Annotated in this window: 4 protein-coding genes; 3 read left to right on the top strand and 1 reads right to left on the bottom strand. The window is 64.3% G+C overall.

Annotation, left to right across the window (positions count from 1 at the left end):
• Positions 1–200 precede the first annotated feature (200 nt).
• Positions 201–3785: an MMPL/RND family transporter gene (locus BST40_RS10720; protein WP_083154225.1), complete on the top strand. Its 3585-nt coding sequence runs from the start codon at positions 201–203 to the stop codon at positions 3783–3785.
• 186 nt (positions 3786–3971) lie between these two features.
• Here the strand turns inward: BST40_RS10720 and BST40_RS10725 are convergent, their stop codons facing one another.
• On the bottom strand, positions 3972–5723 hold the full coding sequence (locus BST40_RS10725; protein ID WP_083154227.1) for an AMP-binding protein: 1752 nt from the start codon (positions 5721–5723) through the stop codon (positions 3972–3974).
• Positions 5724–6238: 515 nt separating this feature from the next.
• Between BST40_RS10725 and pks2 the strand changes: the two genes are divergently transcribed.
• Together pks2 and BST40_RS10735 are read left to right on the top strand one after the other, a co-directional pair.
• Positions 6239–12520: a sulfolipid-1 biosynthesis phthioceranic/hydroxyphthioceranic acid synthase gene (gene pks2 / locus BST40_RS10730; RefSeq protein ID WP_083154233.1), complete on the top strand. Its 6282-nt coding sequence runs from the start codon at positions 6239–6241 to the stop codon at positions 12518–12520.
• Between the two features lie 55 nt (positions 12521–12575).
• The gene (locus tag BST40_RS10735; RefSeq protein WP_075546125.1) at positions 12576–13232 is read left to right on the top strand and encodes a class I SAM-dependent methyltransferase; all 657 of its coding nucleotides are present in this window, start codon (positions 12576–12578) and stop codon (positions 13230–13232) included.
• The last annotated feature ends 127 nt before the right edge of the window (positions 13233–13359 follow it).

Genomic DNA, 13359 nt, shown 5'->3' on the forward strand with positions numbered 1-13359 from the left:
GGGGGCTGAGTCGACGTGCGATGCCCCCGGACCGGGCGCCTGAACACCACCGAAAAGAGGTGGCTGGACGTGAATAGAACCGCTGCCAATCCAGTCACTTTCGTCAGCCCACGCGACCAGTTGTCGGCGGTGCACTCTGCGGATCGGCTTGACGGGCTTTATCGGCCGAACCGCTGTGGCGTGGAAGGGTGTCGCGACTGATGAGCGATTCGGAAGCAGCCCGCCCCGGCGGAGTTTTCGACCGACTCGGCCAATTGGTCGTTCGGGCTCCGGCGCTGGTCATCGCATTCTGGATTGCGCTGGCAGCGGTGCTCGCTGTGACTTTCCCGCCGCTGATGGAAGTAGCCGGTAAGGCCGGCGGAGACGCTTTGCCCGATGATGCCCCGACGATGGTCACCGGCAAAGAGATGGGCAAGGCCTTCGGCGACAGCGGCAAAGGCTCGCAGTTGTTGGTGATCCTGACCGACGAAAACGGGCTGAGTCCCGCCGACCTAGAGACTTACCACACGCTGGTCGACAGGCTGCGCCAGGCAGACCTGTCGGTTCAGGACTTCATCAGCACGCCCGGCTTGCACGACGTTTTGTCGAGCAAGGACAACAAAGCCTGGAACGTGCCGGTGATGTTCCAGACCGACCCGCAGGACCCAGCCACTATCGCGGGGTACAACAAGACCCGAGAGATCGTTAGCCAGACCCTCGCCGGTTCGACACTGACCGCCAACTATGCCGGCGGTCTGGTCACCATGTCCGACCTCACCGCCATCGGTCAGGAAGACGCACATCTGATCGAAATCGGCACCGCGGTCAGCGTGCTGATCATCCTGCTGATCATCTACCGAAACGTGGTCACCATGTTGGTGCCGCTGGCCACCATCGGTATCTCTATGGGGACCGCCCAAGGCACGTTGTCCGCGCTGGCAACAATCGGTCTGGACGTGCAAACGCAGACGATCATTTTCATGAGCGCGGTAATGATCGGTGCCGGAACGGATTATGCCGTCTTTCTGATCAGCCGATATCACGACTATGTGCGGCAAGGCTTGGCTTCGGATCTGGCTGTCCAGAGAGCGTTGATGTCGATCGGCAAAGTGATCGCGGCGTCGGCGGCGACCGTGGCGGTCACATTCATCGTGATGGTCTTCTGCAAATTGCCGGTCTTTTCCACGGTGGGCCCGGCGATTTCGGTATCGATCGTCGTCAGCTTCGTGGCTGCGGTGAGCCTGCTGCCTGCCATTCTGGTGCTGATCGGGCGCCGCGGCTGGATCAAGCCCAGACGCGACCTTACCCATCGCTTGTGGAGGCGCACGGGAACACGGATCGTACGGCGGCCCCGGATCCATCTGGTCGCCAGTCTCGTCGTGTTGGCAGTCCTGGCGGGATCCAGCTTCTTGGTGCGCTTCAATTACGACGATCTGAAGGCATTGCCGTCCGACGTCACCAGTGTCGCGGGATACGAGGCCATGAGTCGCCACTTCCCGCAGAACATGATGACGCCGATGATGCTCTTCATTAAGTCACCGCGTGACTTGCGGAACCCGAGCGCGCTCGCCGATCTCGAGATGATGTCGCACCGGATCAGCCAACTACCCGACATCACCGCGATACGCGGGTTGACCCGGCCCAACGGCGAACCGCTGCAGCAGACGAAGGTGTCCTATCAGGCCGGCGAGGTGGGCGGCAAACTCGACGAGGCCGGGGATGCGATCAGGGACCATGGCAGCGACTTGGACAGGCTGGTCAACGGCTCCAACGATTTGGCCGGCGCCCTGGCTCAGGTGCGCGACCAGGTCACTCAAGCCGTCGGCAGCGCCGGCACGCTGGTGAGCGTCCTTACCACGATGAAGCAACTGATGGGCGGCGACAAGACGCTCAACGACCTCGACAGGACGGCCAAGCTGGTGGGCCGCATGCGGGCGCTCGGCGACGCCCTTAGCGCCAACATGGTGGATGTGGCGAATACCGTCGCCTGGGCCAGTCCGCTGCTGAAGGCGCTGAACTCGAGTCCGACCTGCAATGCCGACCCGGCCTGTGCGGCCTCGCGGAGCCAGCTGCAGGCGCTGGTCCAAGCACAGACCAGCGGAACCCTCAACAGCATCACCGATCTGGCTCGCAGCCTGCAGCAAACGAAAGAGGTGCAGACCGTCAGCCAGACGATCGACAAGCTGCAGCAAAACCTGAACCAAGCGGTCAGTACGTTGCGGTCGATCGACGGACTGCAGAACCGGCTGAATCAGATGCAGCAGGGCGCCAATGCCCTCGCGCAAGGCAGCCGTGCGGTCGCCGACGGCGTTGCCGCACTGGTCGACCAGACCAAGAAGATGGGCAGTGGACTCGACGAGGCGTCGGCCTTTCTGTTGGGCCTCAAGCACGACGCCGAACGACCGTCCATGGCCGGCTTCAATGTCCCGCCGCAGGTGCTGGCCGCCGACGAGTTCAAGAAGGCCGCGCAGATTTTCATATCCAGCGACGGGCACGCGGCACGGTACCTGATCCAAAGCTCGCTCAATCCGTTCACCACCCAGGCCATGGATCAGGTGAATACGATCCTGTCGGCGGCGCGGTCCTCACAACCGAATACCGAGTTGTCGGACGCGACGATATCGTTGGCAGGTATTCCGACCGGGCTGGCAGATACTCGGGACTATTACAATAGTGACATCAATTTCATCGTGTTGGCCACGATCGTTATCGTCTTCTTGATCCTGGTCATGCTGCTACGAGCGATTATTGCGCCGCTATACCTCATCGGTTCGGTCCTGGTTTCCTTTTTCGCGGCCCTGGGCCTGGGTGTCATCGTTTTCCAGCTGATACTCGGCAAAGAATTACATTGGAGCCTGCCCGGGCTGTCATTCATTCTGTTGGTTGCGGTTGGCGCTGACTACAACATGCTGCTGATCTCGCGTATCCGTGACGAATCACCCCATGGCGTGCGGGTCGGTGTTATTCGCACAGTCGGTTCGACGGGCGGGGTGATCACCTCCGCCGGCCTCATTTTCGCCGCGTCGATGTTCGGCCTGCTGGCCGCCACCATCAGCACCATGGTGGAAGCCGGCTTCATTATCGGCGCCGGGATCTTGATCGACACTTTCATCGTTCGCACCGTCACCGTGCCGGCGTTGGCTGCGCTGATCGGCCAGGCCAACTGGTGGCCGTCGAAGCTCGCTACATCTAGCAAGAAGCAGCAGGCGAGCCGTCGCACAAAGACGCGGGGCCAAGCTCAGCCAGCACGGGCAAAGGCCGTCCCCGCCCGTAAGACCGGCGGCGCGACGCGCCCACCGTCGAAGGTTCGTGCCGTTCCAGCCGGCGATACACCCAGAATCGTACGCCGCCGTCCCGGCAAAGACGTGCCGCTGCGGAAGTTGGACTTCCCCATCGCGGCTAATGGCAAGGACCCGTTCGCCGATCTCGGCGAGCACGCTCTTCCGCTATTCGGTTCCGTCGTGCTGCGGGCCAAGTCGGCCACCTCGAATGGGCACGAAGCAGACGTCGCCGATGGTGGCGGCGATCGCATCCAACACTCCCTGCCGCTGTTCGGCCCCATCGAACTGCCGGCCCTGATGACCAATGGCAATGTCCACACCAATGGCAACGGCCATGGCAACGGCCATAGCAATGGCCACGGGGTCGCCAACGGCAACGGCCACACCAACGGCAACGGTCACACCAACGGCAACGGTCACACCAACGGCAACGGTCACACCAACGGCAACGGTCACACCAACGGCAACGGCAAGCAACCCGTCGACACGGGAAGCGCCGTTCCCGACAGGTCAGCAATCACCTAATACCCTGCTCGTTGTCCGCCGTCGGAATGATATAAGGACCGGGATCGGGTCTATCTGAATCACTGCCCACCCGAAGGCGCCGAGTGTGAACCATACGACGCGACACGCCGAGAAAGCGTCGTGAGATTCACGCTCGCCGCCGCAACTCTGAGCGAACGTCAGCAGCAAACGGGTGAGCGCGAAAGATTAAGCGTCCAGCCGGGTGAACTCGTCGTGCCGATACAGCTCGACACATTGCGCCCGTCTGATCTTGCCGCTTGTGGTTATCGGAATCGAGCCGGGCGAGACCAGAACCAGATCCGCCACGCTCAGCCCATGCGACTTCGAAATTGCCGACGTGACTTCCCGCTTGACGACCTGCAACCTGTCAGCCAAATCCTCGTCCGTGTCCGGGCGCTTCTTGAGCTCGATGATTGCGACCAGCTTCTCAGCGCCACGGTCCGGAACCGATATTGCCGCGCATCGACCCGGAGTGACCTCCTGGATCGTCGCCTCGATGTCGTCTGGAGAGTGGTTGCGGCCGTACACGATCAAGAGGTCTTTGATACGGCCGATGATGAACAACTCTCCGTCGAAGAAGAAGCCGGAATCACCAGTTCTGAGCCAGGGACCTTCCGGGGTGCCGGCCGAAGGGTTGACAATGCGCGCCTGGAAGGTGCGCTCGGACTCGACCGGCTTCTGCCAGTAGCCGGCGCCCACGTTGGGCCCGTGCAGCCAGATCTCGCCGACCGCTCCCTGCGGGCACTCGACACCGGTGTCGGGGTCGACGATTCGCACTGTCATCTGCCGCGGGTGGCCATAGCTCACCAACCCGGTACCGGTTCCGGGTGCGCACCGCTCCGCCTCACCCGCGGGCAGTTTCGCGGAATCGAAATACACGACTTTCGGCGGTTCGCCCGGTTCACGAGTCGCGATATAGACCGTTGCCTCGGCCATCCCGTATGACGGCCGAACCGCCGCGGGATCAAGGTTGAATTTTGCGAACCGGTCGGTGAAGCGCTTCACGGTGACGGGCTGCACTCGCTCACTGCCGCTGAGGACATGCAGCACTTCCCCGAGATCGAAACCGTTCATATCGTCGTCGGAAGTCTTGCGCGCTACCAGGTCGAACGCAAAGTTTGGCGCCGCCGTAAATACCCGGCCACTAGTTGCCATCAATTGCATCCACCGAGCCGGTCTCTGCAAAAACCCCGCCGGACTCGTCAGGACCACGGGAATGCCCGCAAGAATGGGAATGATAATTCCAACAAAGAAACCCATATCGTGATAAAACGGCAGCCAGGACACCACACCACTGCCGGGCGGGGGAACCTTCCCGTACTTCGCGTAATAGCCGTCCATGATTTGTCCGAAATTGACGAACAAATTCTTATTCGAGACCACCACCCCCGCCGGCGTGCGGGTGGACCCGGAGGTGTACTGCAAATACAGCGCATCCGGCATCTCTGCGCTACGAGAGCCCGGCCGGACCGACGAAGCCGGGCGAGCGTCCAGGTCCAGCAGATCGATTTCGACAACTGCGGGTGCAGATTGTCCGGGTTGCGGTTTCGCGTACCCGGAGACATGGTCGCTCACCGAGGAAGTCGTCAGGATGACCGAGGGTGACGTATCAGCCAGCACGGAAGTGGTGCGCTCGTCATGAACACCGGAATAGGGAACCGATAGCGGAACGGCGGTCAGCCCGGCCTCGAGCGCCCCGAGGAAACCGGCGATGTAGTCGAGGGTCTGCGGCGCAAGTATCACTGCCCGATCGCCAGGCGATCCGCATTGCCTGAGGCGCTGACCAACGTTGAGCATGCGCCGATGCAGCTGCGCCCACGTCAGCCTCTCGGGGACACCTTCCCAATCCTGCTCGTAATCAATGAATGTCATCGCTGTGTCGTTGGGCTGCAAGCTCGCACGCTCGCGCAGCACAGCGGGAATCGAAGACTCAACCACGGGCCTCACACTACCTCGGATGCTCGTAGCTGGTGCCAAATCTGCTCGTCACAGGGGTAACACGCGGATTGTCCGCCGCCGGCCCGGCCACACGGTTCTCGCCGGCCCGCGGGTTGCCGTCGCGCTCAGGTCATAACTTCTGCCACCTCGATGGCTCTCGATATGAATGCAAACGGCGGCCGCATACGGGGGTGTTGGGCGCATATATAGTCGTCAATTGGGCGCGCTGGCGGAGAGCCGAGTAAAGCGCCCGGACACTGCTTTTTGCGGACATCCGGCGTCACTCTTAAGCCATCGACCTGCCCTTTCGCCCTTATTCGACAGAATTTTTTGTACGTACGCACAGTTTTCCCACATTGGTGAAGCTGAGGGGCTACGCTGCTGTTCACCTGACTAGTTGGGTCGGATGCGATCAGGGGGATCATGGCGCGGTGCACGATGCGCCGGCACCGACAGCCCGGATCGACATTCGATGAAGTCTCCTTGAGACAGGGGGAAAAGAAGAGGTGACGGCGGTGAACGAACCAGGTGTGACTCCGGTGGCTGTGATCGGGATGGCATGCCGGCTTCCTGGAGGAGTCGACTCCCCGAAAAAGCTGTGGGAGGCGTTATTACGGGGAGACGACACGGTCACCGAGGTTCCCGCTGACCGCTGGGACGCCGACGAATACTACGACCCCGAGCCCGGCGTGCCCGGCCGGACCGTCTGCAAGTGGGGTTCCTTCCTCGACAACGTCGGCGACTTCGACCCCGAGTTCTTCGGGATCACCGAAAAGGAAGCAACAGCGATCGACCCGCAACACCGCTTGCTTCTGGAAACCGCCTGGGAGGCCATGGAACACGCCGGTCTGACACCGGAGAAGATGGCCGAGTCGCTCACCGGCGTCTTCGTCGGTCTCAATCACGGCGACTACCAGTTCGTGCACATTGACGCGGAGGCTTTCGACGGGCCGTACGGCAACACCGGAACCAACTCCTGCTTTGCGTCGGGACGGATTTCCTATGCTCTGCGGTTGCACGGGCCCGCGGTCACGGTGGACACCGCATGCTCGTCCAGCTTGTTCGCAACCCACCTGGCCTGCCGCAGCCTCACCGACGGCGAAAGCGATCTGGCCTTCGCGGCTGGCGTCTACGTGATGATGGAACCGCGCAGGTTCGCCTCGGCGTCGGCGCAGAATATGTTGTCGCCCACCGGACATTGCCACGCATTCGACGCCGCGGCGGACGGCTTCGTGTCCGGCGAGGGCTCGGTGGTGCTGTTGCTCAAGCGGTTGCCGGACGCACTGCGCGACGGCGACCAAATTCTGGCCGTCGTCCGCGGAACGGCCGCCAACCAGGACGGCCACACGGTCAGCATCGCGACGCCGTCGGTGCAGGCCCAGTCGATGGTGTACCGCGCGGCGCTGGCCGCGGCCGGAGTGGAGCCGGGCAGCGTCGGCCTGGTAGAGGCGCACGGCACCGGCACCCCCGTAGGTGACCCCATCGAATACGAAAGTCTGGCTGAGGTGTACGGCATCGACCGGCCCTGCGCGCTGACATCGGCAAAGCCCAATTTCGGACACACCCAAGCGGCCGCCGGGGCACTCGGGCTGATGAAGGCAATTCTCGCGCTGCAGCACGGTGTGGTTCCGCGAAACCTGCACTTCACCCGGCTGCCGGACGATATGGCCCGAATCAACACCAAACTCTTTGTGCCACAGGACATCACGCCGTGGCCCACGAATGGTGAGCAGCTACGACGTGCGGCGGTGTCGTCGTACGGCATATCCGGGACGAACGTGCATGCCATCGTCGAGCAGGCACCCGAAATCACTGCTCACGACGACGTGCCGACCACCCCGGCTGAAGGCGAGCTGATCTTCCCGCTGTCGGCGACGTCAGCCGACGCATTGCGGCAGACGGCCGGGCGGCTCGCGGACTGGGTCGATGCGCAGGGCCCGGAATGGTCGTCGGTGTCGGACCTGGCCTACACCCTGGCCCGGCGGCGCAGTCATCGCCCGGTGCGGACGTCGGTGCTGGCCAGGGGTGCGGCGGAGCTTTCCGCGGCCTTACGCGAGATCGCCGACGACGAGACCCCCTACCAAGCCGCCGTCGGGCAGGACGACCGGGGCCCGGTATGGATATTCTCCGGCCAAGGTTCACAGTGGGCGGCGATGGGCGCCGACCTGTTCGCCAACGAACCGGTTTTCGCCGCAACCATCGCGGAGCTGGAGCCGTTGATCGCGCAGGAGTCCGGATTCTCGGTGACCGAAGCGATGACCGCACCGGAGACCGTGACCGGAATCGACCGGGTGCAGCCGACGCTGTTCGCCATGCAGGTGGCGCTGGCCGCCACCATGAAGTCCTACGGGGTGCGCCCCGGCGCAGTTATCGGGCACTCGCTCGGAGAGTCGGCGGCGGCCGTCGCGGCGGGCGCGCTGTCACTTCAAGACGGGGCGAAGGTCATCTGCCGCCGCTCCCGGCTGATGACCCGCATCTCCGGTTCCGGAGCCATGGCCTCGGTGGAACTGCCTGCCCAGCAAGTGCTTTCCGAACTGATGGCCCGCGGCGTCAACGACGTCGTGGTCGCGGTCGTCGCTTCGCCGCAGTCGACGGTGATCGGCGGCGCCACCGAGGCCGTTCGCGAGCTCGTCGCGGCGTGGGAGCAGCGCGAGGTGATGGCCCGTGAGGTGGCCGTCGACGTCGCGTCGCACTCCCCACAGGTGGACCCGATCCTCGACGACCTGTACGAGATTCTGGCCGATCTCGAGCCGCTGACGCCGGAAGTGCCCTACTATTCCGCGACACTGTTCGACCCGCGCGAGGAACCGTACTGCGATGCCAACTACTGGGTGGACAATCTGCGCCACACGGTGCGCTTCGGCGCGGCGGTGCAAGCGGCGCTCGAGGACGGCTTCCGGGTCTTCGCCGAACTGGCGCCGCATCCACTGCTGACCCGTGCCGTGGAAAAAACGGCCGAGAGCCTCGACATACCGGTGGCGGCGTTGGCCGGCATGCGGCGCGAGCAGCCGCTGCCGCACGGGCTGCGCGGCCTGCTGGCAGATCTGCACAGCGCGGGCGCCGCGGTGGACTTCTCCGTGTTCTACCCCAGCGGGCAGCTCGTGGAAGCACCGCTGCCGACGTGGACGCACCGATCGCTGTTGTTGAACCGCGCCGGTCACGACCACCAGACCCAAGGCGGCTCGTCGGTGGTCGTGCACCCGCTGCTGGGAGCTCATGTGCGGCTGCCGGAGGAACCGGAGCGGCATGTGTGGCAGACCGATGTCGGCACCGAGGCGCTGCCCTGGTTGGCTGACCACCAAATCCACAGTGCCCCAGCGCTTCCGGGCGCTGCGTATTGTGAGATGGCGTTGGCGGCAGCTCGCACCATCCTCGGCGAGGCGTCCGAAGTCCGCGACATGCGCTTCGAGCAGATGCTGCTGCTGGATGAAGAAACCCCGTTGTCGGTGGTCGGATCGGTGAAATCGCCCGGGGTCGTCGACTTCGTGGTGGAGACCTTCCAGGAGGGCGGGTCGATCCGGCGCGGCGCGGCGGTGCTGCACGTCGTCGAGGACGAGGACCAGCCGCCCGCCTACGACGTCCCCGGCTTGTTGGCCGGCCACCTGCGCACCGAGGAGGGGACCGAACTACGGGAACGGTTCGATGAGCACGGCGTGCAATACGGTCCCGCCTTCACCGGACTGGGCGCCGCGCACATTGCCGACGGGGCTGTCAGCACGGTGCTGGCCGAGGTCTCGCTGCCCGGCGCGATGCGGTCACAGCAGCGGGCTTATGCCATCCACCCCGCCCTGTTGGATGCCTGTTTCCAGGCCGTCGGGGCTCACCCCGACGTGCAGGTCGCGGGCAACGGCGGTCTGATGTTGCCACTGGGTGTAGGCCGGATCCGTGCCTACGCCTCCACTCGAAATGCCCACTACTGCTATGCGCGGGTGACAAACGTCGACGCCGCCGGGGTAGACGCGGACCTCGACGTGCTCGACGAGCACGGGACCGTGCTGGTGGCCGTGCGTGGGCTACGGCTCGGCACAGGGGTTTCCGAGCAAGGCAACCGGGATCGGGTACTCGGCGAGCGGCTGCTGACCATCGAATGGCAACAGCGTGAGCTGCCCGAGCCGGACCTCGCCGACGCCGGAACGTGGCTGCTGATCAGCACCACCGACGTTGCGGACCTATTGGCGACCGAGTTGACCGACGCGTTGAAGTCGCACGGCGCGCAGTGCGCAACCATGAGCTGGCCGGAACACACCGACCATGCCGGGGCCGCCGAACGGCTGCGAAACCAGCTCAATGCCGGCGGTTTTCACAACGTGGTCATCCTGACCGCGCCGGACAACGGCGATCGCGACGAGAAGAGCGCGGTCCGCGGCGTCGAGTGCGTCCGGCACCTGGTGCGGATCACCCGCGAGCTGCCCGAAATCATGGGCGAGGCCCCTCGCTTGTTTGTGGTAACCCGTAATGCGCAGACCGTGCTCGCCGCAGACAGCCCCAACCTCGAGCAGGCCGGGCTGCGAGGTCTGTTGCGGGTCGTCGGTGCCGAGCATCCACACCTGCACACCACCCACATCGATGTCGACGAGCACACCCACGCCGAACACGTAGCGCGCCAACTGCTGTCCGGCTCGGAAGAAGACGAGACTGCCTGGCGAAACGACGAGTGGCACACCGCACGCTTGTCGCCCGCGCCGTTGCGTCCCGAAGAGCGCAAGGCGACCGTGGTGAATTACGAATCCGCCGGCATGCGCCTGCAGATCCGTACCCCGGGCGATCTACAGACCATGGAATTCGTTGCCTTCGACCGGGTTACGCCGGGGCCCGGCGAGATTGAAGTCGCGGTCACGGCGTCCAGCATCAACTTCGCCGATGTCCTGGTCACATTCGGTCGCTACAACTCTCCGGACGGCCGGATGCCGGAGCTGGGCACCGATTTCGCGGGTGTGGTCACTGCCGTCGGGCCCGACGTCACGACGCACCAGGTCGGTGACCACGTCGGCGGCATGTCACCCCACGGCTGCTGGGCAACATTTGTCACCTGCGACGCGAACCTGGCCACACCGATTCCGCAGGGCCTGACCGACGCCCAGGCAGCGGCCGTGACCACCGCGCACGCCACCGCCTGGTACGGGCTGCACGACCTGGCCCGGATCAAGGCCGGTGACAAGGTGCTCATCCACTCCGGAACCGGCGGCGTCGGCCAGGCCGCGATTGCGATCGCCGGCGCGGCGGGAGCCGAGATCTACGCGACCGCGGGCAGTCCGAAACGCCGGCAATTGTTGCGCGACATGGGGATTCACCACGTCTACGACTCGCGCAGCATCGACTTCGCCGAGCAGATCCGCCGCGACACCGACGGCTACGGCGTCGACATCGTGCTCAACTCACTGACCGGCGCGGCTCAGCGAGCCGGGCTGGAATTGCTTTCGTGGGGAGGGCGTTTCGTCGAGATCGGCAAGCGTGACATCTACGGCGACACCAAGATGGGCCTCTTCCCGTTCCGGCGCAACCTGTCCTTCTACGGTGTCGACCTGGGAATGATGTCGCTCACCCATCCGCAGTACATCCGCGAGCTGTTGAGCACGGTGTACCGGCTGACCGCCGACGGCACGCTGCCGATGCCCGAGAGCACCCATTACCCGTTGGCCGATGCTGCCACCGCGATCCGGGTGATGGGTGCCGCCGACCACACGGGCAAGCTCATCCTCGATATTCCGCGTGCCGGGAGCAGCAGCGTGGTCTTGCCGCCCCAGCAGGTGCCGGTCTTCCGTGGTGACGGCTCCTACATCATCACCGGTGGCCTGGGCGGCCTGGGACTGTTCCTGGCCGAGAAGATGGCCACCGCCGGCGCCGGGCGAATCGTACTCAGCTCCCGGTCTGCGCCCAGCCAAAAGGCTTTGGAGACAATCGAACTCATCCGCTCGATCGGATCCGATGTGGTGGTGGAGTGCGCCGACATCGCCCAGGCCGGCGCCGCGGAGCGGCTGGTGGCCAACGCCACGGCCACCGGACTCCCGCTGCGCGGTGTGCTCCACGCGGCTGCCGTGGTCGAGGACGCCACCCTGACCAACATCAGCGACGAGTTGCTCGACCGGGACTGGGCGCCCAAGGTGTATGGTGCCTGGCAGCTGCACCAGGCCACCGTCGATCAGCCGCTGGACTGGTTCTGCTCGTTCTCGTCGGCGGCGGCGATGCTGGGCTCGCCGGGCCAGGGCGCCTATGCGGCGGCCAACAGCTGGTTGGATGCCTTCACCCATTGGCGGCAGTTGCAAGGTCTGCCCGCCACCTCGATCGCCTGGGGTGCCTGGGCCGAGATCGGGCGCGCCATCGCGCTGGCGGAGAGCACCGATGCCGCGATCGCTCCCGAGGAAGGCGCCTACGCGTTCGAGGCGATGCTCCGTCACGACCGCGCCTACACCGGCTACTCCCCCACCGTCGGCGTGCCATGGCTAGCCGCGTTCGCGGAGCGAAGCAAGTTCGCCGAGGCGTTCAAGGCATCGGAGCAAGGGCGTTCGGGTTCAAGCAAATTCCGCAACGAGCTGGCTTCCGTGCCGGTGGAGGAATGGCCGGGCCTGCTGCGCCGCCTGGTCTCCGAGCAGGTCAGCCTGATCCTGCGGCGCACCATCGATCCGGACCGTCAACTCTCCGAGTACGGACTCGACTCGCTGGGCAACCTGGAACTGCGCACCCGCGTCCAGTCGGAGACGGGGATACGGATCAGCTCCACCGACATCACCACTGTGCGCGGTCTGGCCGACCACCTGTTCAACCAGTTGGCCCCGGAAGAAGCCACCACGTCTTCGTGATGCCGCTGAGAAGAGCTGCGGCCCAGGATAGTTCGTCCTGCGAGGTGGCTGAGTGATGCGAATCTTGCCGGAATCCAAAAGCGTCACCGAGTACTACGGCCACAAACGGCCGGAGATGCTGAAGTTCATCCCGGCCGATGCGCAACGCGTGCTCGAACTTGGATGCGGGCAAGGAGTTTTCAGCGCCCAACTCAAGAAAAGCCGGAGCGCGGAGGTCTGGGGCATCGAGTACAACGAGGAAGCGGCCCGACGCGCCGGCGCCATCCTCGACCATGTGCTGGCCGGAGACGCGAATGAGCGGATTGCCGAGCTGCCTGACGGCTACTTCGACGCGATCGTCTGTAATGACCTATTGGAGCACCTGGTCAATCCGCTCGAGACGCTGACGCAGCTTCGGGGCAAACTCAAGCCTCAAGGCGTCGTTGTCGCCTCGATTCCCAACATCCGCTACCTGCCCGCGCTGGGCAAGGTGGTGTTCCGAAGAGACTTCCCCCAAGAGGACTTTGGCATCTTCGACCGCACCCACTTGCGCTTCTTCACACGGGGCAGCATCGTGCGGATGTTCGAGGACGCGGGCTATGCCATCCAGCGCATCAAAGGCATCAACCCTTTTGTGGGGCCCTTTGGCGCGTTGTTCATCGTGCTGAGCGGGGGGTTCTTCGCCGACGGGGTTTTCCTGCAGTACGCCTGTGTGGCATCGCCGGCGGTGTGAGGTCTACCGGCGGCATAATTGCTACGGCAATTACTCCGTCGGCGGGGCACTCGATGCGCCCGGCTCACAGCGACAGCGGGAGTATAGGCGCCGCGAAAGTGCAAGAGGCAATGTATTTTGGAGTACC

Source organism: Mycobacterium persicum (assembly GCF_002086675.1).
Lineage (GTDB): Bacteria > Actinomycetota > Actinomycetes > Mycobacteriales > Mycobacteriaceae > Mycobacterium > Mycobacterium persicum.

What these genes read in the sequence shown, in the direction of transcription:
- BST40_RS10720 (WP_083154225.1), top strand. Translation starts at nt 201, where the DNA reads ATGAGCGATTCGGAAGCAGCCCGCCCCGGCGGAGTTTTCGACCGACTC.
- BST40_RS10735 (WP_075546125.1), top strand. Translation starts at nt 12,576, where the DNA reads ATGCGAATCTTGCCGGAATCCAAAAGCGTCACCGAGTACTACGGCCAC.